The 22339-nt window shown below is 73.3% G+C and carries 22 protein-coding genes; 17 read left to right on the top strand and 5 right to left on the bottom strand.

Features of this window, described 5'->3' with window-relative positions; genetic code table 11:
* Window position 1: 1 nt before the first annotated feature.
* A complete protein-coding gene (locus tag IH00_RS0133940) occupies window positions 2-508 on the bottom strand; it encodes an HAD domain-containing protein (protein ID WP_031079959.1) in 507 nt (168 codons plus the stop codon).
* 86 nt (window positions 509-594) lie between these two features.
* Between IH00_RS0133940 and IH00_RS0133935 the strand changes: the two genes are divergently transcribed.
* Window positions 595-1146, top strand: a complete 552-nt coding sequence (locus IH00_RS0133935; protein WP_031079957.1) for a TetR/AcrR family transcriptional regulator — start codon at window positions 595-597, stop codon at window positions 1144-1146.
* Window positions 1143-2687 (top strand): MFS transporter, encoded by a 1545-nt coding sequence (locus IH00_RS0133930; RefSeq protein ID WP_031079955.1) that lies wholly within the window; start codon window positions 1143-1145, stop codon window positions 2685-2687. Before IH00_RS0133935 ends, IH00_RS0133930 begins: the two co-directional genes overlap by 4 nt.
* A gap of 99 nt (window positions 2688-2786) precedes the next feature.
* On the opposite strand, the gene IH00_RS0133925 is transcribed toward IH00_RS0133930, so the two are convergent.
* Window positions 2787-3461, bottom strand: coding sequence for a lysophospholipid acyltransferase family protein (locus IH00_RS0133925; RefSeq protein WP_031079953.1), 675 nt, complete (start codon window positions 3459-3461; stop codon window positions 2787-2789).
* A gap of 248 nt (window positions 3462-3709) precedes the next feature.
* Here IH00_RS0133925 and IH00_RS0133920 point away from each other — a divergent pair, with 248 nt between their 5' ends.
* From IH00_RS0133920 to IH00_RS0133910, 3 genes are all read left to right on the top strand, one after another.
* The gene (locus IH00_RS0133920; protein ID WP_031079951.1) at window positions 3710-4849 is read left to right on the top strand and encodes a glycerophosphodiester phosphodiesterase; all 1140 of its coding nucleotides are present in this window, start codon (window positions 3710-3712) and stop codon (window positions 4847-4849) included.
* Window positions 4850-5112: 263 nt separating this feature from the next.
* Window positions 5113-5709: a sigma-70 family RNA polymerase sigma factor gene (locus tag IH00_RS0133915; RefSeq protein WP_107064577.1), complete on the top strand. Its 597-nt coding sequence runs from the start codon at window positions 5113-5115 to the stop codon at window positions 5707-5709.
* Between the two features lie 39 nt (window positions 5710-5748).
* On the top strand, window positions 5749-6225 hold the full coding sequence (locus IH00_RS0133910; protein WP_031079947.1) for a GNAT family N-acetyltransferase: 477 nt from the start codon (window positions 5749-5751) through the stop codon (window positions 6223-6225).
* Here the strand turns inward: IH00_RS0133910 and IH00_RS0133905 are convergent.
* Window positions 6203-6580 carry a hypothetical protein gene (locus tag IH00_RS0133905; RefSeq protein ID WP_052411856.1) on the bottom strand — a complete coding sequence of 126 codons (378 nt, stop codon included), beginning with the start codon at window positions 6578-6580 and terminating at the stop codon, window positions 6203-6205. The genes IH00_RS0133910 and IH00_RS0133905 overlap by 23 nt on opposite strands.
* A gap of 39 nt (window positions 6581-6619) precedes the next feature.
* Window positions 6620-6979 carry a hypothetical protein gene (locus tag IH00_RS0133900; RefSeq protein WP_031079944.1) on the bottom strand — a complete coding sequence of 120 codons (360 nt, stop codon included), beginning with the start codon at window positions 6977-6979 and terminating at the stop codon, window positions 6620-6622.
* A gap of 538 nt (window positions 6980-7517) precedes the next feature.
* Between IH00_RS0133900 and IH00_RS0133895 the strand changes: the two genes are divergently transcribed.
* From IH00_RS0133895 to IH00_RS0133860, 8 genes are all read left to right on the top strand, one after another.
* Window positions 7518-8594, top strand: a complete 1077-nt coding sequence (locus tag IH00_RS0133895) for a methionine ABC transporter ATP-binding protein (protein WP_031079942.1) — start codon at window positions 7518-7520, stop codon at window positions 8592-8594.
* Window positions 8591-9262, top strand: coding sequence for a methionine ABC transporter permease (locus IH00_RS0133890; protein WP_031079940.1), 672 nt, complete (start codon window positions 8591-8593; stop codon window positions 9260-9262). The genes IH00_RS0133895 and IH00_RS0133890 overlap by 4 nt, the downstream gene beginning before the upstream one ends.
* Window positions 9263-9328: 66 nt before the next feature.
* Entirely contained in the window at window positions 9329-10189 is an 861-nt protein-coding gene (locus IH00_RS0133885; RefSeq protein ID WP_031079938.1) for a MetQ/NlpA family ABC transporter substrate-binding protein, read from the top strand.
* 247 nt (window positions 10190-10436) lie between these two features.
* Window positions 10437-11072: a GNAT family N-acetyltransferase gene (locus IH00_RS0133880; RefSeq protein WP_234335071.1), complete on the top strand. Its 636-nt coding sequence runs from the start codon at window positions 10437-10439 to the stop codon at window positions 11070-11072.
* 68 nt (window positions 11073-11140) lie between these two features.
* Complete coding sequence (cbiE, locus tag IH00_RS0133875; protein ID WP_031079933.1) at window positions 11141-12373, top strand: precorrin-6y C5,15-methyltransferase (decarboxylating) subunit CbiE; 1233 nt, start codon at window positions 11141-11143, stop codon at window positions 12371-12373.
* A 307-nt stretch (window positions 12374-12680) separates the two neighbouring features.
* Window positions 12681-16121 carry a nicotinate-nucleotide--dimethylbenzimidazole phosphoribosyltransferase gene (gene cobT / locus IH00_RS0133870; RefSeq protein WP_031079931.1) on the top strand — a complete coding sequence of 1147 codons (3441 nt, stop codon included), beginning with the start codon at window positions 12681-12683 and terminating at the stop codon, window positions 16119-16121.
* Between the two features lie 413 nt (window positions 16122-16534).
* Window positions 16535-17779, top strand: a complete 1245-nt coding sequence (gene cobA / locus IH00_RS0133865) for a uroporphyrinogen-III C-methyltransferase (RefSeq protein ID WP_031079930.1) — start codon at window positions 16535-16537, stop codon at window positions 17777-17779.
* Between the two features lie 80 nt (window positions 17780-17859).
* On the top strand, window positions 17860-18678 hold the full coding sequence (locus IH00_RS0133860) for a TrmH family RNA methyltransferase (protein ID WP_031079929.1): 819 nt from the start codon (window positions 17860-17862) through the stop codon (window positions 18676-18678).
* 34 nt (window positions 18679-18712) lie between these two features.
* Here IH00_RS0133860 and IH00_RS0133855 read toward each other — a convergent pair whose 3' ends face one another.
* Window positions 18713-19894, bottom strand: coding sequence for a serine/threonine-protein kinase (locus tag IH00_RS0133855; RefSeq protein WP_031079928.1), 1182 nt, complete (start codon window positions 19892-19894; stop codon window positions 18713-18715).
* 242 nt (window positions 19895-20136) lie between these two features.
* Here IH00_RS0133855 and IH00_RS0133850 point away from each other — a divergent pair, with 242 nt between their 5' ends.
* The 4 genes from IH00_RS0133850 to IH00_RS0133835 all read left to right on the top strand — a co-directional run bounded on the left by IH00_RS0133850 (window position 20137) and on the right by IH00_RS0133835 (window position 22277).
* A complete protein-coding gene (locus IH00_RS0133850; RefSeq protein ID WP_031079927.1) occupies window positions 20137-20370 on the top strand; it encodes a hypothetical protein in 234 nt (77 codons plus the stop codon).
* Window positions 20371-20574: 204 nt separating this feature from the next.
* Window positions 20575-20763 (top strand): hypothetical protein, encoded by a 189-nt coding sequence (locus IH00_RS0133845; RefSeq protein ID WP_234335070.1) that lies wholly within the window; start codon window positions 20575-20577, stop codon window positions 20761-20763.
* 241 nt (window positions 20764-21004) lie between these two features.
* Window positions 21005-21967 (top strand): phosphotransferase family protein, encoded by a 963-nt coding sequence (locus IH00_RS0133840; protein WP_031079925.1) that lies wholly within the window; start codon window positions 21005-21007, stop codon window positions 21965-21967.
* A 40-nt stretch (window positions 21968-22007) separates the two neighbouring features.
* Window positions 22008-22277, top strand: a complete 270-nt coding sequence (locus tag IH00_RS0133835; RefSeq protein ID WP_031079924.1) for a TFIIB-type zinc ribbon-containing protein — start codon at window positions 22008-22010, stop codon at window positions 22275-22277.
* Window positions 22278-22339: the final 62 nt, after the last annotated feature.

The raw sequence follows: 22339 nt of genomic DNA, 5'->3' as shown, positions 1-22339 counted from the left end.
ATCACAGCGCCGCCGCCCAGTCCGCGAGCGCGTCGAAGTCCGGCCGTGTCAAGCCGATACGCGGATCGACGTGCACCAGGAGGGCGGCGGCGAGGTGTTCCCGCTCCACCATCTCGCGGTCGTACCCGGTGATGTCGTCGTCGACCCAGGCGAACGGCCGGCCCGCCGCGTACGGAAGGATGTACTGCGTCTTCCAGAAGGTCCCGCGAGGGGCCTTTCCGTGCATCTGGGGCCAGTCGATGTACGGCAGCTCTGGCAGCCCGAGATGCGGCCCTATCCACTCGTTGGCCTCACCCTTCCACGTGGTCGCCCAGACCAGGTCATAGAGGCGGGACAGCGCCCGCAGCTCCTCGCCGTGCGCGGGGTTGAGCCACACCCGCAGTGGCTTCACCTCCGTCCAGCCCGTGGGTCGCATCCGGTGGGTGGTGTACCCCTCCGGTCTGCGCTGGGCCTGGGCGGCGTACGGATTGAGCGGACCGTCGACGTCGATCAGCAGCAGTGGCTTCATGCGCCTCAGCATCGTGTTCCTTCCTCGTGTGAGTCGATCGAATTTCGAATGAGACGTTGATGTCTCACATGGGCTATGGTTGTCTCATGACAGTCGACCGTGAGCAGGTGCTGCGCACCGCCGCCGCCCTCCTCTCCCGCAAGGCGACCGCCACCATGGACGAGGTCGCCCGCGCCGCCGGCATCGGCCGCGCGACCCTCCACCGGCACTTCGCCGGTCGGGACGCGCTGGTCAGGGCGCTGGAGACGCTCGGGATCCAGGAGTTCGAGGCAGCCATCGACCGGGCCCGGTTCGACGACGGCCCTGCCGAGGAGGCGCTGCGCCGGCTCATCGCAGGGGTGGAGCCGGTCGCCGGACTGCTCGCGTTCCTCGTCACCGAGAACCAGCTCTTCGAGGGCGACCGGATGAACGAGGGCTGGGCCCGCCTCGACGCCCGGGTCGCCGCGCTCTTCCGGCGCGGCCAGGAGGAGGGCGACTTCCGGATCGACCTGTCGCCCGCCTGGCTCACCGAGGCGCTCTACGGCCTCGTCGGCACCTGCGCATGGGCCGTGCAGGACGGGCGGGTGGCCGCCAAGGACTTCCAGTACATGATCGCCGAGCTGCTGCTCGGCGGAGCACGCAGGAGCGTGGAAAGATGACCCGAACCGACCAGCTGACCAAGGAACCGGAGGTCGTCGGCCGACCCGGCCGCTGGTTGGCGCTCACCGTGCTCGTCCTGGCCGTGCTGCTCGTCGCGGTCGACGCCACCGTGCTCGGCCTGGCGACCCCGTACCTCAGCGAGGACCTCCGCCCGACCGGTACGCAGCTGCTGTGGATCGGCGACGTCTACTCCTTCGTCATCGCCGGACTCCTCGTCTCCATGGGCAGCCTCGGTGACCGCATCGGCCGCAAGAAGCTGCTGCTGACCGGTGCCACCGCCTTCGGCGCCGTGTCGGTGCTCAACGCGTACGCCACCAGCCCCGAGATGATGATCGTGGCGCGGGCGCTGCTCGGCGTCGCCGGTGCCACCCTGATGCCGTCGACGCTGGCGCTCATCCGCAACCTCTTCCACGACCCGCGCGAGCGCAGCTTCGCCATCGGCATCTGGGGAGCCATGGCCTCCGCCGGCGCGGCCGTCGGCCCCGTCGTCGGCGGCTTCCTGCTGGAGCACTTCTGGTGGGGCTCGGTCTTCCTGATCAACCTGCCGGTCATGGTGGTCCTGGTGCTCGTGGGCGCCAAGCTCATCCCCGAGTCCCGGAACCCGGCGCCCGGCCCATGGGACCTGACCAGCGTCGCGCTCTCGCTCGTCGGCATGATCGGCCTCGTGTACGCCGTCAAGGAGGTGGCCGCGCACGGCGTGGGCCTCGACATGGCCGTCGCCGCCGTGGCCGGTGCGGCCGCGCTGACCTTGTTCGTACGGCGCCAGCTCCGCCTGGAGGCGCCCCTGCTGGACATGAGGCTCTTTCACCACCGGGGCTTCTCCGGGGCGGTTCTGGCGGACCTGCTGACCATCCTCGGGCTGTCCGGGCTGGTGTTCTTCCTCTCCCAGTTCCTCCAGCTCGTCCAGGGGCGCCCGCCGCTGGAGGCCGGACTGGCGGAACTGCCCGCCGCCGTCGGAGCCGTGACGGCCGGTCTGGTCGCGGGCCTGGTCGCCCGCCGCTTCTCGGTGCGGTCCGTGGTGTCGGGCGGCCTCGCGGCGGTCGGCCTGGCGCTCGCCGCGCTGACGCTGCTCGACCGGACCACCGGCTACCCGCTGCTCGGCGCGGCCCTGCTGGTCGTCGGCGTGGGCGCGGGCTTCGCGTTCACCGTCACCGCGGACGTGATCCTCTCCAGCGTCCCCCGGGAGCAGGCGGGCGCCGCGTCCGCGGTGTCCGAGACGGCGTACGAGCTGGGCGCGGCGCTCGGCATCGCGCTCCTCGGCTCCGTCGTGACGGGCGTGTACAGCGACTTCGTCACGCCGGACGGGGTTCCCGCCTCCACCGCCGCGGCGGCGCACGAATCGCTGGGCGGCGCGGTGGAGGTGTCCGCCGGACTGCCCGAAGCGACGGCCACGGCGCTGGTCACGGCCGCCCAGGACGCGTTCGTCGAGGGCCTGCGCATCGCGGCGGGCGTCGGCGCGATGGTCCTGCTGGCGACGGCGGTCGCGGCGTGGTTCCTGCTGCGCGGCCAGAAGCTCGCGGAGGGTGCGGAGCACCCGTAGAGGACGGGCCCGCCACATGCAACGGCCGGCGCCCCCGTACAGCGGTCGGCTGTACGGGGGCGCCGGCCCCGTGTGCTCCGGGCCGGGGCCTGGGGCCGCCTACGCCGCCGCCTTGGCCTTCGTGGCGTACATGTCCACGTACTCCTGGCCCGACAGCCGCATGACCTCGGCCATCACCGAGTCCGTCACCGCCCGCAGCACGTAGCGGTCGCGGTCCATGCCCTCGTAGCGGGAGAACTCCATCGGTGCGCCGAAACGCACCGTCACACGGCCCGGGCGGGGCAGACCCGCGCCGCCCGGCTGGAGCTTGTCCGTGCCGATCATCGCGAACGGCACCACCGGCGCGCCCGTCATCAGCGTCAGTCGCGCGATCCCCGTACGGCCCCGGTAGAGCCGGCCGTCGGGGGAGCGGGTGCCCTCGGGGTAGATGCCGAACATCCTGCCCTCCTCCAGCACCCGGCGCCCGGTCATCAGCGCCGCGACACCGCCGTTCGCGCCGTCGCGGTCCACCGGGATCATGCCGACGCCCGTGAAGAACCAGGCCATGAGCCGGCCCTTGAGCCCCTTGCCCGTGACGTACTCGTCCTTGCCGATGAAGACGACCTGCCGGTCGCAGACGATCGGCAGCACGATGGAGTCGATGAACGTCAGGTGGTTGCCCGCGAGGATGACCGGACCCGTGCCGGGGATGTGCTCGGCGCCCTCCACCCGGGGGCGGAACATCAGGCGCAAGACCGGGCCGAGCACTGCCTTGATGAGTGCGAAGCGGGACAACGAGTCCTCCGACGAAGTAGCCGACCGAGTATGTGACCAGTACCAGTATGTGCAGGTGAGGACGATACTCGCGGGTCACCTGCCGCCGCACACCGGGTTCACGCCGCCGATACGCGGTGTTGACCTGTGTTTTCCACTCGTTTGCCCGGGGTCTGCCGTACGTAAGACCGAATTCCCTACCATCGGGCCCACTCGATCGTCCGGAAGGACGCCCGACGATGCTCGACGACGATCACGAAGGAGCCTCCATGACACAGGGTGCGCGCAGGACCCCGGGCCGGCGGACCGTGCTGGGAGCGGCGGTGCTCGGCTCGGCCGCCGCTCTCGCGGCCGGCGGCGGCACGGCACACGCCCGGCCGTCCGCCCCGTACCGCAAGCTGCCCGTCCCCACGGTCATCGCGCACCGCGGCGCCAGCGGCTACCGGCCCGAGCACACGCTCGGCTCCTACCAGCTCGCCCTCGACATGGGCGCGCACGTCATCGAGCAGGACCTCGTCCCCACGAAGGACGGGCACCTGGTCTGCCGCCACGAGAACGACATCACGGGCACCACGGACGTCGCCGACCACCCCGAGTTCGCCTCCCGCAGGACGACGAAGACCGTCGACGGCACGGCGCTGACGGGCTGGTTCACCGAGGACTTCACCCTCGCGGAGCTGAAGACCCTGCGGGCGAAGGAGCGCATCCCCGGCACGCGCCAGGAGAACACCGTGTACGACGGGCGCTGGGCGATACCGACCTTCGAGGAGGTGCTGCGCTGGGCGGAGAAGGAGGGCCGTCGCCGAGGCCACCCGGTGTGGCTCCACGTCGAGACCAAGCACCCCAGCTACTTCCGCGCGCTGGGCCTCGGCCTGGAGGAGCGGCTCGCGAAGCTGCTGCGGCGGTACCGGCGCGACGGTGCCGACTCGCCGACGTTCCTGCAGTCCTTCGAGCCGACGAGCATGCAGCGGATGGCGAAGCTCGTCTCCACGCCGCGCGTCGTGCTGCTGTGGACGGCGGACGACCGGCCCTGGGACTTCCGCGAGACGGGCGACCCGCGCACGGTCGCCGACCTGATCACGCCCCAGGGCCTCCGGTGGATCGCGTCCTTCGCGCAGGGCATCGGCCCGCTGCTGGACCTCGTCATACCCAAGGACAAGGACGGCAGGCTGGGCGAGCCGACCACCCTGGTGCGCGACGCGCACGCCGAGGGCCTGGTCCTCCACCCGTACACACTGCGCAACGAGAACAGCTTCCTCCCGGCCGACTTCCGGCGCGGCACGGACCCGACGGCGTTCGGGGACGTCTTCGGCGCGTACGAGGCGTACTTCGCCACCGGCATCGACGGCATCTTCACCGACCACCCCGACACGGGGCTGCTGGCGGCGGCGGACTTCCGCAACCGCTGACGCCCGCTGCGCCACGCCCGTCCCGCTCCGGTACGCCACCCCCGCGCCCCCCGCGCCCCCGCGCCGCCCCCGCGTCAGCTCCGTGCCGCGACGGACACCCGGACGGGGGGTTTGGGCGCGGGGGTGAAACCGCGCGCGGCGCGGCGGGTGTCGTGCGCGGCATGACGACACCGACCGGAAAGCGTGCCGCCTCGTCCGCCCCCGCCCCCGCTCCCGCCGGAGCCTCGAAACCCACCAGGGGCACCACGCCCGACCGCGGCGCCATGCGTGTCCGGGCGTCCGGACAGGTCCGGGACACCGCCACCGCCCACGGCGCCGCGCCCGCCGTGCGGGAGCTCGTCGGGGCCCTCGCGCCGCTACTCGTCGCCGAGGCGCAGGCCGAGGCCGCGGCCGCCGGGGTCGAGGCGGGTGACCTCCAACAGGCCGTGTGGCTCCGGCTCCTGGAGCGGCTGGACGGCGGCGGGCCGGGCGTACCGGCCCACCCCGCCGACTGGCTGCGCCGCGCCGTCCGCGCCGAGGCCCGCCGGGCCCGCCGTACCGCCGGGCGGGAACGCCCCTACGGCGGGGGAGGCGGCGACGGCGACGGTCCGGCACCGGACGCAGCCGAGCCCGAGCGTGCCGCCCTCGTCGCCGAGCGGCGCCGCACCCTGCGCGCCGCGATCGCCCGGACACCCCCGCACTGCCGACGGCTGCTGACTGCGATGCTGTCGCCGAAGGACCCCACCTACCGCGAAATCGCAGGAGAGTTGGGTATCTCACAAGGCAGTTTGGGGCCGATGCGTTCCCGCTGCCTGGGATGTCTGCGCAGAATGCTCGCGGCAGAGGTTGCCGCTCCTGAACATCGGGGAAAGGTGCGGTAGACCGACAGGGCGTATCAGGTGAGCCGGAGGCAGGCACACATGGGCATGAGCGTGACCATCGCAGCGGCGGACGAGCAGGACGCGGAACACATCCTGAAGTTGCAGTACCTGTGCTACCAGAGTGAAGCCGAGCTCTACGGCGACTACTCCATCGAGCCCCTCACCCAGAGCCTCGACGACCTCAAGGCGGAGATCGCCCGCGGTCACGCCCTCGTGGCGCGCCTCGGCGGCGAGGTCGTCGCCTCCGTGCGCGGCGAGATCGACGACACCGGCACGGCGCGCATCGCCAAGCTCATCGTGCACCCGCGGATGCGCCGCCACGGCCTCGGCGGACGTCTCCTCGACGCCATCGAACAGCACTTCGCCGCGGACCCCGCCGCCAAGCGGTACCAGCTCTTCACCGGACACCGCAGCGAGGGCAACCTCCGCCTCTACCGCAAGAGGGGTTACGAGGCCGTCGCCACCCGGGAGGTGGGCCCGCGCCTCACCCTGGTCACGCTGGAGAAGGCCGCCTAGCCCCCGCCTTCCGCAGCCACATGATCCCGGTCACCGGCAGCAGCACCGGGATGAAGACGTATCCGAACCCGTACTCGGACCACACCGTGGCGTCCGGGAAGGCCCCCGGGTCCAGCAGTGTCCAGGTCCCCACGACCAGCACGCCCACCAGCTCGGCGGCGCAGCACACAAGCGCCGCCCTGCGGGCCGTCTCCCCGCCCCGCACCAGCGTGTACGTGATGAAGACGTACACCACCGCCGCCAGCGCGGACAGCGTGTACGCCAGCGGGGCCCGGCCGAACTCGGTGGCGATCTGCAGCGCCGACCGCGACACCGCGCCCACCGACATCACGCCGTAGAGCCAGACGAGCAGCATGCCCGGGCCCTTCGCCAACCCCCGGCGCTCCGCCACTCCTCAGCCCTCCCAGATGTCGAAGAGGCGCACTTCGAGCACCGCCAGCACCACCGCGCCCGCCGCCACCGTCGCCGACCCCCAGCGGGTGCGCTCCGCGAGCGACATGAAGCCGGCCGCCGGTACCGCGCAGAACGCGCCGAGCAGGTAGGCGACGAAGATGGCCGTGCCCTCGTCGGCCTTCTCGCCCCGGGCGAGCCGGACGACCCCGATGACCAGTTGCGCCAGCGCCAGCACCGTCACCACCGCCATGCCGATGAAGTGCCAGTCCTTCGTCGGCTGGTCCCGGTAGGCGGCGAAGCCGCACCAGGCGGCGAGGGCGAGCGCGGCCGCGGAGACCGCGATCGTCAGGGCGTCGAGCATGCGCCCGAGATTAATACGGGCCGCCGTGACCAGCCGTGGTCTTGACCACAGGACACCGCCCCGCGCCGTTTGGAGCGGAGGCGGCCGCGACCGGTTCTGCGGGGTGTCGGCGCAGGTCAGAGGGGCTGAACAGGATGTTCCCCGCCTTGGCGGACGGTCCCCGGATGTCCGCATGCCGTACGCGAACGGTCCGCTATTCGGACACTCGTCCGGCCCGCGAAGACGTGTCTGCTTTACTGGCCCGCATGACCACGACGAGCAGCCGCACCCTTGCGACCGAGGCGATGACGACGCCCGGTGCTCGTTGTATGTGTCGAATGTGCGCCTTCTGAGGGCCCCTGCCTGAGCCTCGCGCCCCGAAGCGAGACCGACAGCGAGCGAGCCGCCGCGTCCGTACCCACCGTCGGACCGCGACGCCCTGCCCCGCGCACGCGCACTCCCCGGCCACCAGCCGAACAGCCGTGCCGCGCGTCGGATCGACGAACGCCCCGTGCCCGGCGGACACCGCGCCGCGCACTCGACAGTGACGGAAACCCCTGTGATCACCACCTCGGGCCTGACCAAGGTCTACGAGTCGAGAGGCCGCCAGGTCACCGCTCTGGACGGCGTCGACCTCCACGTCCGCGAGGGCGAGGTCTTCGGCGTCATCGGCCAGAGCGGCGCCGGCAAGTCCTCGCTCATCCGCTGCGTCAACCTCCTGGAGCGCCCCACCGCCGGCACCGTGACGGTCGACGACACCGACCTCACCGCGCTCGCCGGCCGCGGCCGCCGCGCCGGCAAGGACCTGCGCCGCGCGCGCAGCCGCATCGGCATGGTCTTCCAGCACTTCAACCTGCTGTCCTCGCGCACCGTGCAGGACAACGTCGAACTGCCCCTGGAGATCCTCGGTGTCTCCGGCGCCGACCGCTCCCGCCGGGCCCTCGAACTCCTCGACCTCGTCGGCCTCGCCGACAAGGCCAAGGCGTACCCCGCCCAGCTCTCCGGCGGGCAGAAGCAGCGCGTCGGCATCGCCCGGGCGCTGGCCGGCAACCCGAAGGTGCTGCTCTCCGACGAGGCCACCAGCGCGCTGGACCCGGAGACCACCCGCTCCATCCTCCAGCTGCTGCGCGACCTCAACCAGCAGCTCGGCCTGACCGTCCTCCTCATCACGCACGAGATGGACGTCGTCAAGACCATCTGCGACTCGGCCGCCCTCATGAAGAAGGGCCGGATCGTCGAGTCCGGCACGGTCGCCGGACTGCTCGCCACACCGGGCTCCGAACTCGCCCACGAACTGTTCCCGGTGAACGGTCAGGCCTCCGGCCCCGACCGTACGGTCATCGACGTCACCTTCCACGGCGAGGCCGCCACACAGCCCGTCGTCTCGCAGCTCGCGCGCACGTACAACATCGACATCTCCATCCTCGGCGCCGCCATGGACACCGTGGGCGGCAAGCAGATCGGCCGCATGCGCATCGAGCTCCCCGGCCGGTACGAGGAGAACGTCGTGCCCATCGGCTTCCTGCGCGAGCAGGGGCTGCAGGTCGACGTCGTCGACGACGAGGCGCAGCGCCCCGGCCGGTCGCAGCAGCCGCACGTGCCCGCACAGGGCCTGGTGAAGGAGACCGTGAAGTGACCTGGGAAGAGATGCGGCCCCTGCTGGAGCAGGGCACCATCGACACGCTCTACATGGTGCTGTGGTCCACCGTCGTCACGGTCATCGGCGGCCTCCCGCTCGGTGTCCTCCTCGTCCTGACCGACAAGGGCGGACTGCTGCAGAACCGCCCGGTGAACAAGGTCATCGGCGGGATCGTGAACATCGGCCGCTCGCTGCCGTTCATCATCCTGCTGATCGCCCTGATCCCCTTCACGACCCTGGTCGTCGGCACCTTCATCGGTCCCTCCGCGATGATCGTGCCGCTCTCCATCGGCGCCATCCCGTTCTTCGCCCGCCTGGTCGAGACCGCCGTCCGCGAGGTGGACCACGGACTCGTCGAGGCCGTGCAGTCCATGGGCGGCGGCATCCCGACCATCGTGGGGAAGGTGCTGCTCCCGCAGGCCCTGCCGTCCCTGATCGCCGCCCTCACCACCACGGTGATCACGCTGATCAGCTACTCGGCGCTGGCCGGCGCGGTCGGGGGCGAGGGCCTCGGCTCCAAGGTCATCACCTACGGCTACCAGCGCTTCGAGACCGGCTTCATGCTCATCACCGTGGTGCTGCTGATCGTCATCGTCACGATCGTCCAGCTCATCGGCGACGGGGCCGTGCGCCTCCTCGCGCGCCGGGGCCGCACCACCTCCTGACTTCCCCCCTCCAGCCCGCACTCCTTGTCCGGGCGTAGTCCGCACCACCAGAAAGAGGCACTTTTCGTGCGTAAGAACATCAAGCTCACCACGGCGTTCGCCGGCATCACCGTCCTCGCCCTCGGCCTCACGGCCTGCGGCACTGCCTCCGACCCCGCCTCCTCGTCCGGCGCGGGCAAGGCCGACGCCTCCAAGCCGCTCGTCGTCGCCGCGTCCCCGACGCCGCACGCCGACATCCTCACCTACGTCAAGGACAACCTGGCGGAGAAGGCCGGCCTCAAGCTGGAGGTGAAGGAGTTCACGGACTACGTCCTGCCCAACACCGCCACCCAGTCCGGACAGGTCGACGCCAACTACTTCCAGCACAAGCCGTACCTGGACGACTTCAACAAGAAGAACGGCACGAACGTCGTCCCGGTCGTCAACGTGCACCTGGAGCCGCTGGGCTTCTACTCCAAGAAGGTCAAGGACCTCAAGGACCTCAAGCCCGGCCAGACCGTCGCCGTCCCCAACGACACCACCAACGAGGGCCGGGCGCTCAAGCTGCTCGCCGACCACGGTGTGATCACCCTCAAGGAGGGCGTGGGCGCCGACGCCAAGCTCTCCGACATCGAGGACAAGAAGGGCCTGGAGTTCAAGGAGCTGGAAGCGGCCACCGTGCCCCGCGCCCTGAACGACGTGGACGCCGCCGTCATCAACGGCAACTACGCCATCGAGGCCAAGCTCAACCCGGCCAAGGACGCCCTGGCACTGGAGAAGGCCGAGGGCAACCCGTACGCCAACTTCCTCGCCGTCAAGAAGGGCGACGAGGGCGACCCGCGCGTGAAGAAGCTCGCCGAGCTGCTCAACTCGCCCGAGGTGAAGAAGTACATCGAGGACACCTACAGCAACGGCTCGGTCGTCCCGGCCTTCGGCGCCGTCAAGTAACACCCGCCGACACCAGTCGCAGCCGCTGACGCCGCCGTCCGCAGGCCCCCGCACCCCGCCCGGTGCGGGGGCCTGCGGCACATCCGCACCCGCGCACCGCCCGCCCGGCACGGGCACCGGCACCGGCCGGCGTCACAACGGTGACGTAACGACGCAGCCGTACCGACCCGCCCATGCGCACCCTGTGCCCCATGCTGCATGCTGTGCGTTCATGGCTTTACGGACGGTCTTCGGCATGGAGCAGCGCATGACTACCACCTTCCCGGACATCTCCATCAGCACGGAGCGGTTGGTGCTGCGCCCCTACGAGGAAGCGGACGTCCCCGCGCACACCGAGATGATGAACGACGAGACGGTCGTCGCCTGGACCTCCGTACCCCACCCCTACACCACGGCGGACGCCGAGAAGTGGGTCCGCAGGATCGCTCCTGCGCAGCGCACCGCGGGCCGCGGCATCGTCCTGGCCGTCACCGAGTTCCTGACCCAGCGGCTCGTCGGCACCATCCGGCTCGGCAACACCGACTGGCGCATCCGCGCCACCGAGGTCTCCTACATCACCGCCCCCTGGGCCCGCGGCGAGGGGTACGCCACCGAATCCGTCCTCGCCGTCGCGCAGTGGCTCTTCGGCGACCAGCGCTTCGAGCGCCTCGAACTGCGCACCCCCGCCGACAACACCGCCTCCCAGCAGGTCGCCCAGAAGATCGGCTGCATCAGCGAAGGCGTCCTGCGCAACGCGTGGATAGCGCGCAGCCGCACGGAGGACGGCGGCTGGACCGACGTCAGGACCGACCTGATCGTGTGGAGCCTGCTCCCGGAGGACTTCGACGGCGCCGCCGACCAGATGGCCGACGCCGGCTACACCGGCTTCACCGACTGGAACTGACGACGGGGGACCGCGGTACCCTCGCCCTGCCCCCCGACCTGCATCAACTCACCAGGAGACAGACGAAGATGGCCGACCGGGTCACGGTGATCGGCTGGGACGGCTCGCCCCTCACCGCGGCCGCGCGGTCCGCCCTGTCGGCCGCCACCCTGGTGGCCGGAGCCGCCCACCACCTGGCGCTTCCGGAGATCCCGCCCGCCGCGGAACGCATCCGCCTCGGCAGCGTCGACCTCGCCGCCCGCCGCATCGCCGGCCACCGCGGCACCGCCGTCGTCCTCGCCGACGGCGACCCGGGCTTCTTCGGCGTCGTCCGCTCCCTGCGCGCCCCCCAGCACGGACTGGAGGTGGAGGTGGTGCCCGCGGTCTCCTCGGTCGCCGCCGCCTTCGCCCGCGCCGGCATGCCCTGGGACGACGCCCAGATCGTCGTCGCGCACAGCCGGACGCTGCGCCGCGCCGTCAACATCTGCCGGGCGCACCCCAAGGTCGCCGTCCTCACCTCCCCGGGCGCCGGACCCGCCGAGCTCGCGCTGCTGCTCGAAGGGGTCCACCGCACCTTCGTCATCTGCGAGGAGCTCGGTACCGCGCGGGAGCAGGTCAGCGTCCTCACCTCCGACAAGGCCGCCGACCACGCCTGGCGCGACCCCAACGTCGTCATCGTCATCGGCGGCTCCGCGACCGCTCCCGCCGCCCCGCCCGCCGCGGGAGCGCCGAGCGGACCATGGCTGATGGGCCGCGACCCCGGCTCCGTGCGCGGCTGGGCGCTGCCGCCCGGCGCGTACGACGGTGCGCCGGGCAGGGGCGAGTCGGCGGACCTGCGCGCCGCCCAGCTGGCCCGCCTGGGGCCGCGCCCCGGCGACCTCGTGTGGGACATCGGCTGCGGCTCCGGGGCCTTCGCCGTGGAAGCGGCCCGGTTCGGCGCGGCGGTCATCGCCGTCGACGCCGACACCGGTGCCTGTGCCCGTACCGATGCCGCCGCGCGCCGCCACGGTGTGCAGGTGCAGACCGTCGCCGGCCGGGCGCCGCACGTCCTGGAGCGGATCCCGGAGCCCGACGTCGTACGCGTGGGAGGCGGGGGAGCGCCTGTCGTCGCCGCCTGCGCCGACCGCCGCCCCGAGCGGATCGTCGCGCACGCCGCCACCAGGGACGAGGCCGAGGCGATCGGCGCCGCCCTCGCGGAGGGCGGGTACACCGTCGAGTGCGCACTGCTGCAGACCGTCGAACTCGACACCGCCGCCTGGCAGGAACGCGACCGCTCGGTGGTCTTCCTGCTGGCCGGGAGCCGGCCGGCCCCGGCCCCGTGACCGAGCCACTACGGCACGGCGGGTAGGCTGGCCGATTGTTGTACCGCAGCCGGGCGTTCGGTGGTTCCTTCGCCAATGTCCGGAAAAGTGACCTTCTTTGAGGTCGCGACTGTGGTACGGCGTAACAGGGGGGCGCGCGACGTGGCGCAGTCCACAGTCACCGGCGGCGGATCCCGCTGCCGTGCCTGGGTGAAGCCCGCGAGAATACGTGGTGTCTGCGGCCCTTCGTGCCGCGCGGCGCGCACGCTCGTTCTTGTTGGTGCGGGCGAAGGTCTGAAGGAGCACAACCGATGGGCGAGGGGTACGCATGACTGACACCGGCCAGGTCCCGGGCGGGCAGCCGGAGAACGCAGGCATGGTGGAGCAGCCGGGCATCCCCGCTCCGGGCGCGTACACCTTCCTCGACCCCTCCGAAAGCGCTGCCGAGGACGACGACCTGCTGCTGATGCCGGGCGCCCAGGGCGCGTGGGGCGGCGACCCGCAGGCCGCCGCCGTCGCGCCGCCGGTGCACCCGATGCCGGTGCACCAGGTCCCTGCGTCCGCCCCGGCGGCGCAGCATGCCGTACCCGCTCCCGCTCCGGCGGAGTCACCCGCCCCGGCGGAGGCCCCGGCTCCCCTGGCGGAGGACGCCCCCGCGGCTCCCGCTCCGGCCCCGGGGTTCACCGTCCCCGAGCAGCCGCAGCCCGTGTACGAGACGTACGAGGCCTACGCGCCGGCCGGGTACGAGCAGGTCGCTCCGGAGGCCGACGCGCATGTGGCGGGCGGCCGCGACTCGGGGTCGGTCGACCTCAGCGCCGTCCGCATGCCGCCGCACGCGCCCGCTCCGGCGGAGGCTCCGGCCCCCGCGCCGGTCGCGGCCCCCGCGGCGCAGGGCGCGCAGCCCGCGCGGCGACCGCTGCACATGGGCCCGCCCGTCCCCGAGGCGCCGTCCGGTGTGGTCCGCTCGCTCGCCGACCGGGGCCCTGCCGCCGTGCCGGTGCACCAGCCGGGGCCGGCCATGACCGGCCCCGAGTACCTGGACGTGCCGCGTGAGGAGCCCGCTCCCGGCCTGGCCGGAGCGCAGTCGGCCGAGATCCCGCCGCAGGGCGCGGAGCCGTGGCCGGCTCAGCCTGCCCAGTCGGCACACGAGCCACAGGAGCCCCAGGCGCCGGCTCCCGCCGCAGCAGAAACGGTCGTTCCGGAGCCGCCCGCCGCACAGTTCGTCCCGGTCGAGGGGTCCGTCCCGACGACACCTCACCTCGCCCCCACCCCGGCCGCCGAACCGGGCCCGCAGCCGACGGTTCCGGCCCCCCGCGAGGGCGACGCCCACCCGGTGGCGGTCCCCGTCGCGGAGACCCCGGGGGAGCCGGCCGCCGCCGTGACCCCGGAGGAGCCGCAGGCCCCGGCGCCCGTCGAGCCCGCCCCGGCCGCCGAGCAGCCGGAGCCCGCGCCCGCCGCGCCCGCGGCACCGGAGCCCCCGGCCGCCGAGACCCCCGTGACCGAAGCCCCGGTCGCCCCCGAAGCCCCGGCCGTGGAAGCACCGGTCGCCCCCGAGGCCCCTGCCCCCGAGGCGCCCCTGGCTGCCGAGGCTCCGGCCGCCGAGGCTCCCGCTCCCCAGGCTCCGGTCGCCGAGGCTCCGGCCGCTGAAGCCCCGGTCGCGGAAGCGCCGGCTACCGAGGCTCCGGCTGACGAGGCTCCGGTTGCCGAGGCGCCGGTTGCCCCCGAGGCTCCTGCGCCCGATGCTCCCGTGGCGGAGAACCCCGCTCCCCAGGCTCCGGTCGCCGAGGCTCCGGTCGCCGAAGCCCCGGCAGGGGAAGCTCCGGTCGCCGGGGAAGCGGAGGCCGCCCTCCCGCAGGAAGCCCCGCAGGTGCAGGAGCCGCAGGAGAGCCCTGAGACCGCTCGGCCGGAGGAGCAGCCCGCTGCCCCGGCCGCCACCGCCACCGCGGACCCCACCACCGGCGTCGACAGCAACAGCGACAGTGACGGCAACGCCACCGACGCCACCACCGACCCCGCCGCCGGGACGTCGGAGGCCGCCCCGCCCGCCCCCGGCTACGACGATGCCGAGCGCGAGGCGGTCCTGCGCGTGATGCGTGAGCGCCGCGACATCCGCAACGGCTTCCGCAGCGACCCGATCCCTCACGAGGTGCTGCTCAGGGTCCTCGAAGCGGCCCACACCGCTCCGTCCGTGGGGCACTCGCAGCCCTGGGACTTCGTGGTCATCCGCTCCGCCGAGACCCGGCGGACGATGCACGAGCTCGCCCAGCGCCAGCGTGAGGCGTACGCCAAGTCGCTGCCGAAGGGCCGGGCGAAGCAGTTCAAGGAACTGAAGATCGAGGCGATCCTCGAAACGCCGGTCAACATCGTCGTCACCGCCGACCCCACCCGGGGCGGCCGGCACACGCTCGGCCGTCACACGCAGCCGCAGATGGCGCCGTACTCGTCCGCGCTGGCCGTGGAGAACCTCTGGCTCGCCGCCCGCGCCGAGGGTCTGGGCGTCGGATGGGTCAGCTTCTTCGACGAGCGCGAGATGGTCCGCGCCCTCGGGCTGCCCGAACACCTCGAAGTGGTCGCGTACCTCTGCGTCGGTTACGTCGATGAATTCCCCGACGAGCCGGAGCTGATGCAGGCGGGCTGGTCCAAGCGGCGCCCGCTGTCGTGGGTCGTCCACGAGGAGACGTACGGCCGCCGTGCCCTGCCCGGGGAGGAGCCGCACGACCTCCTCCAGGAGACCGTCTCCAACATCCGCCCCCTGGACGCGAAGGCGCTCGGCGAGGCGTGGGAGCGGCAGAAGCGCATGACCAAGCCCGCCGGAGCGCTGGGCATGCTCGAGATCATCTCCGCGCAGCTCTCCGGCCTGTCCCGGATGTGCCCCCCTCCGATCCCCGAGCCCGCGGCCGTGGCGATCTTCGCGGGCGACCACGGCGTGCACGCCCAGGGCGTCACGGCCTGGCCCCAGGAGGTGACGGCCCAGATGGTCGCCAACTTCCTGGGCGGGGGCGCGGTCTGCAACGCGTTCGCCAACCAGGTCGGGGCCGAGGTCTGCGTCATCGACGTCGGCGTCGCCGGGGACCTGCCCGCGACGCCGGGCCTCCTGCCGCGCAAGGTGCGCCCCGGCACGGCCGACTTCACGACCGGCCCCGCGCTCACCCGCGAGGAGGTCCTCGCGGCGGTCGAGGTGGGCATCGAGACGGCCCGCGATCTCGTCGCGGCGGGCAACAAGGCGCTGCTCACGGGCGAGATGGGCATCGCGAACACCACCGCGTCGGCCGCGCTGATCTCGGTCTACACGGACGTCGACCCGGCGGAGGTCACCGGCCGCGGCACGGGCATCAACGACGAGATGCACGCGCGGAAGGTGGACGTCGTCCGCCGGGCGCTGGCCCTCCACCAGCCCGACCCGGCTGACCCCCTGGGCGTCCTCGCCGCGGTCGGCGGCCTGGAGCACGCGGCGCTGGTCGGCTTCATCCTGGGCGGCGCGTCGCTGCGCACACCGGTCGTCCTGGACGGGGTCAGCGCGGGCGCCGCGGCGCTCGTGGCCCGCGCCATCGCGCCCGAGTCGCTGGCCGCCTGCATCGCGGGCCACCGCAGCGCGGAACCGGGCCACGTGGCCGCCCTCAACAAGCTGGGCCTGCGCCCGCTGGTGGACCTCGACCTCCGCCTCGGCGAGGGCACGGGCGCGCTGCTGGCGCTCCCGATCGTGCAGAGCGCGGCGCGCGCGATGCACGAGGTGGCGACGTTCGACTCGGCAGGTGTCACCGAGAAGTGACGGGCGCGGGAGTGCACCACCCACGCGCATGAGGGGGTGGGGCGGACCGCGGGGCGGTCGGACACGGAACGACTGCAGAACACCGCGCCCAGCGCGGTGAACAAGGACGACCGCCCCACCCGAGCCACGCCCCCGACCGCAACCCACCGGGCACACCCGCCCGCCCCCACCCGCTCCACCCCCACGAGCCACCGCACCACACCCCGGCGCTCCGGCGGCCTCGACGCGCTGCCGGCTCAGCCCGGCAGCACCCGCTCAGGGCCCGAGGCCCCCGCCCCATGACCGGTGCCCCGCCCCGCACCGTAAGGTGGTCGCAAGCGACCTCCCCCGCTCCACCCCCCGCCCCACCAGCCGCTTCACCGTCGCAGCGGCCCCGCACACGCACCACCGCCTCGCCGAGGAGCCGCATCCCCATGGTCGAGTACGCCGAGCAGCCCGCCTACCCCGTCGGACTTCGCCTGTCCGGGCGCCGTGTCGTCGTCATCGGCGGCGGCCAGGTCGCCCAGCGCCGCCTCCCCGCCCTGATCGCGGCGGGCGCGGACATCACCCTCGTCTCCCCGTCCGCGACGCCGTCCGTGGAGGCGATGGCGGAGGCGGGAGAGATCACCTGGGTGCGGCGCCGGTACGAGGAGGGCGACCTCGCCGATGCCTGGTACGCGCTGATCGCGGCCACCGACCCGGAGGCCAACGCGCGCGCGTCCGCCGAGGCGGAGCGCCACCGCGTGTGGTGCGTCCGCTCGGACGACGCCGAGGCGGCCACGGCGTGGACCCCGGCGACCGGCCGCAGCGAGGGCGTCACGGTGGCGGTGCTGACGGGCCACGACCCGCGGCGCTCGGCGGCCGTGCGGGACGCGATCGTCGAGGGGCTGCGCGACGGCTCGATCGGCGCGCCGCACCACCGGGCCCGTACGCCCTTCGTCGCGCTGGTCGGCGGCGGCCCCGGCGACCCGGACCTGATCACGGTCCGCGGGCGCCGCCTGCTCGCGGAGGCGGACGTGGTCATCGCGGACCGCCTCGGCCCGCGTGACCTGCTGGACGAGCTGCCGCCGCACGTCGAGGTGATCGACGCGGCGAAGATCCCGTACGGCCGCTTCATGGCACAGGAAGCCATCAACAACGCGCTCATCGAGCACGCCAAGGCGGGCAAGTCCGTCGTCCGCCTCAAGGGCGGTGACCCCTTCGTCTTCGGACGCGGCATGGAGGAGGCGCAGGCGCTGGCCGAGGCGGGCATCGCCTGCACGGTCGTGCCGGGCATCTCCAGCTCGATCAGCGTCCCGGGGGCCGCGGGCATCCCGGTGACGCACCGCGGGGTGGCGCACGAGTTCACGGTGGTCAGCGGCCACGTGGCTCCCGAGGACCCGCGCTCGCTGGTGGACTGGGAGTCGCTCGCCAAGCTGCGCGGCACGCTGGTGATCCTGATGGGCGTGGACAAGATCGGGGCCATCGCGCGGGCGCTGGTCGCGTACGGCAAGGCCCCGGACACACCGCTGGCGCTGATCCAGGAGGGCACGACGGCCGCGCAGCGCCGTGTGGACGCGACGCTGGCGACGGTGGCGGAGCGGGTCGCGGCCGAGGACGTCCGTCCGCCGGCCGTGATCGTCGTCGGCGACGTCGTCCACGAGGGCCCCCACAAGAGGCCGGCCCCCTCCTCCTCATGAGCCCCGCACGCTCGTAACCCCAGGTGACCCGCGCCGGGCACGGCGTTGGCACCGTACGCACGACAAGGCAGTATCACCCTGTGGCAGATCTCATCACCGTCGACGACCCCGACGACCCGCGCCTGCGTGACTACACGGGCCTGACCGACGTCGAGCTGCGGCGCCGCCGCGAGCCGGCCGAGGGCCTGTTCATCGCGGAGGGCGAGAAGGTCATCCGGCGGGCCCGGCAGGCCGGTTACGAGATGCGCTCGATGCTGCTGTCGGCGAAGTGGGTCGACGTCATGCGGGACGTGATCGACGAGGTGCCGGCCCCGGTGTACGCGGTGCACCCGGACCTCGCGGAGCGGGTCACCGGCTACCACGTGCACCGCGGCGCGCTGGCCTCGATGCAGCGCAGGCCGCTGCCGCCGGCGGAGGAGCTGCTGCGGGACGCCCGGCGGGTGGTCGTCATGGAGGGCGTGAACGACCACACCAACATCGGTGCCATCTTCCGCAGCGCCGCCGCGCTCGGCATGGACGCGGTGCTGCTCTCGCCGGACTGCGCGGACCCGCTGTACCGCCGCTCCGTGAAAGTCTCCATGGGGGCGGTGTTCTCCGTCCCGTACGCCCGTCTGGAGTCCTGGCCCCGGGGCCTGGAGACGGTACGGGAAGCGGGCTTCGAGCTGCTCGCGCTGACCCCCGACGAGAAGGCGACGGCGATCGACCAGGCCGCTCCGCACCGCCTCGAGCGGGTGGCCCTGATGCTGGGCGCGGAGGGCGACGGCCTGTCCGCGAAGGCCCTGATGGCCGCCGACGCATGGGTCCGCATCCCGATGGCGCACGGAGTGGACTCGCTGAACGTGGGCGCCGCGGCGGCGGTCGCGTTCTACGCGGTGGCCACCGGCCGCCCCGGCACCTGAATTCCCGAGCGCACCAGGATCCGAACGAGAGGCCCTAGCCCTGCAGGGCCTGCGCCGCGGCGATCCCCAGCAGCACGATCAGCGTCACGACGACGAAGACGACGATCCGCTGGCGCAGCAGCCGGGGATTGGCGGGCCTGCGCCCCCCGGACGTGGGCCGTGCGCCGCCCGGCCGGGACGCGGGGCGCCCGCCACCACCGGTCCGCGCGCCGCCGCGTGAGGGGTGAGGCGCCGGCGTGCGCTGTGCGCGCCCCTGTGTGTTCCGTGCGGTGCCGCGCTCGGTGCTCCGCTCCGCCGTGCGCTCCGTGTACCGCTCGGTCAGCTGTCCCGTCACCAGATCGTCCGCGGGACGTGCGGCCGGACGGGGCACGAGCGGTCGCCCGTCGGACAGCCCCTGCGCCTCCCGCGCGGCGATCTCCTTGAGCCGCATGGACAGTTGCAGCGTGCTGGGGCGCTCCTCCGGGTCCTTGGCCAGACATGCCCGTACGAGCGGGGCCAGGGCGTCCGGCACGCCGCGCAGCTGCGGCTCCTCGTGCACCACGCGGTAGAGCATGACCTCGGAACTGCCGTGCCCGAACGGCGAGTCGGCCATCGCCGCGTACGCCAGGGTGGCCCCCAGCGAGAAGACGTCCGTGGCGGGGGTGACCGCGGCGCCCCGCACCTGCTCGGGCGCGAGGAACCCGGGGGAGCCCACCGCCGTGCCGACGTGCGTGAGCGTGGACGCGCCGGTCGCCCAGGCGATGCCGAAGTCGATGATCCGCGGGCCCTTGGGCGACAGCAGGATGTTCGACGGCTTCAGGTCCCGGTGCACGACGCCCGCCTCGTGGACGGCGACGAGTCCCTCGGAGAGCGCGGCCCCGATGGCGGCCACGTCTGCCGCGGACAGCGGCCCCTCCTCGGCGACCTTGTCGTGCAGGGACGGCCCCGGCACGTACTGGGTGGCGAACCAGGGGCGGTCCGCCTCCAGGTCGGCCGCCACGAGCCGGGCGGTGCAGCCGCCGCGGATCCGCCGCGCGGCCGAGACCTCGCGGGCGAACCGCGACCTGAATTCCTGGTCCTCGGCGAGATCCGGCCGGATCACCTTCAGGGCCACCCGCTGCCCGCGCCGGTCGGAACCGAGGTACACGACCCCCATGCCGCCCGCGCCCAGCCGCCGGTGCAGCCTGAACGAGCCGACGACACGCGGATCCTCGCGCCGGAGCCGCATCATCGCCATGTCCGTCCCCTACCTACGGTGGGTTGCCCCCACCTCCGCAGCCGCGGTTATCCGTTTGACTCCCTTTGACGTGCCACAGCTTACGTACCCGCGCCCCGGTGTGCTCATAGGCCGCGCCCTCGCGGCCCGATCGATTGTCAGTGCCCGGTGGGAGAATTGAGCAGTGGTCAGGGAGCCGCCGAGGCGGGCTCCTCGGGCCGCGGGAAGTCCCAATGATCCATCACAGAAGGGGGATTGGATCGATGAAGGGCGACCGGGTGGAGATAGTCGTGGACGTGGGGGACACGACACGGACGTACGAAGTGGTGGCAAGCCGGGCGGGGCGCAGGGTCGAGACGGCGGTCCGCAGGGGGGTGGTGGAAGTGAGCGAAGTCACCCGTACCGGGGCAGTGGTGCGGACGGCCCGCTTCATGGCCAACCGGGTGCTTGCCCTGGTCGAGCAGCCCGTACCGCGGGTCGACGACCCTGAGGCGTAGGGGGCCGCTCTCCACCCAGGGGAGTACGCCGCGGACCGGCGGCTCATCCTCGGGGAGGCCCGTCAATCGGTACGCGGGCATGACGCCCGCGTACCGTCGCGTCCCTACTGTTGAAGGCAAGCGGCGGGTGGAGCTCTCGTCCCCCGAGGTAAAGCACCCGCCGCTGCCAGACTCGACAGGAGAGGAACCGGAACCATGGCGGACATGGCATCGCTGAAGGGGCACGTCCCGCACGGCAGCGGCCCGTTCGGCGATCGCCCGTCCGCCCGTCGCCACCCGCTGGTGGCGACGGCGATGGTCCTTCCCCTGGCCGCCCTGCTGGTGGTCGCCTTCGGCGGCTGGGACGCAGTGGTGACACAGGCGTCGTCCGTGGGCGTGATGCTGGGGCGCTGAGCAGCGCTCCGGACCCGGGAGAGCGGCCCGGGTCGACCACATCCGGCCAACAACCCCGTGGGGACGGGGGTGCGGCGGACGGCTATCGGTGGCCGGCAGCTGGGGAGCTGCCGGCCACTCGCATGTCCCGGGGCGGGCTCTGCTCCGGGGCGGCCCTTCTCCGGGACCGGGGTCTTCTCCGGCTCGGTGAGCGGGGAGGACCGCGCCCCGGCGCCACCCGCCCGGCACGTAGGGTCGGGGCATGGACAACGGGGCGCTCGTACGGGAACTGGCGGGAGTCGCGCGAGGGGCGGCCCACGCGCCGGGAGCGGGGTGCCGCGCGTGCGGGCGGCCCACGCCGGCCGTGCTCGCCGACCGCGCGGACGGCACCGTCGTACGGCACGGGCGCGCGGTGGCCAAGGCGCACGCGCCCGGCACCGACGAGTCCGCGCACCGCACGCGCCTCGCGGTCGCCGCGCACCCGCGTCTCTCCGGGATCCTGCTGCCGCCGCTGCCGGTGGCCGGCGCTCAGGTGCAGGGGCGCCCGGTGACGGCCTGGCCGTACGGCTCGCCCGTCGACCCCGCGGACCCGGACGCCGCGCCCTGGGAGGAGGCGGCGGCGCTGCTGGCCCGTCTCCACGCGGTGCCGCCCGCCGGGCTCCCGGGCCCGCTGCCGCCCATGCGCGGCCCGGCGAAGGCGGCGCGGGCCGTGGCGCGGATGCGGGCCGCCGGACCGCACCCGGCGGCGGCGCCCGTGCTGGCCGCCTGGGCACGCCTGCCCGCCTGGGCCCGCGACGAGGCCCCCTTCCCGGGTGCCGGCCGGCTGTGCCACGGCGATCTCCACCTCGGCCAGCTAGTGCGCCACCCGGCGTCCACCGGACCGTGGCTGCTCATCGACGTCGACGACCTCGGTCTGGGGGACCCCGCCTGGGACCTCGCCCGGCCCGCCGCCTGGTTCGCGGCCGGGCTGCTGGCACCCGGCACATGGGCGCGGTTCCTCGGCGCGTACCGCGCGGCCGGGGGCCCGGCGGTCCCTCCGGAGTCAGACCCCTGGCCCCGGTTGGAGACCGCGGCCCGCGCCCTGACCGTCCAGACCGCGGCGCTCGCCGTCGCCAAGTCGTCGGCGGCGCACCGCGAACTGGACGAGGTGGAACGGAGCGTCGTCGACGCCTGTACCAGAATTGCGACACTCCCACCCGAGTTGGACCCCGAGTGCCCGTCGTAGGGTGAGGACACCAACCGAACGGCGAGGAGTTGAGCCGAGCATGCAGTGTCCCAAGTGCCACGCGCCCATGCACACGTACAACCGCAATGGCGTCCAGATCGAGCAGTGCAGCGGCTGCCGGGGGATCTTCCTCGACTACGGCGAGCTCGAGGCGCTGACCCGGCTGGAGGCGCAGTGGGTGCAGCAGGCCCCGCCCGCGCCGCCGGCCCCGCAGCCGTACCCCGCCCAGCACGCCCCGGCCTGGGGTGCCCCGCACCACGGGCACCACGGCCACCACCGCGGCTTCGGGCGGCTGCTCTTCTCCTCCTGAGAAACGACCGAGCCCCGGCCGCTGATGCGGCCGGGGCTCCGGGGCGTGTGGACGATACTGGG

The sequence above is a fragment of the Streptomyces sp. NRRL S-118 genome, from assembly GCF_000716335.1.
Lineage (GTDB): Bacteria > Actinomycetota > Actinomycetes > Streptomycetales > Streptomycetaceae > Streptomyces.
Note: the sequence above shows the minus strand (reverse complement) of the source record. Positions and strands in the feature narration are given on the sequence as shown.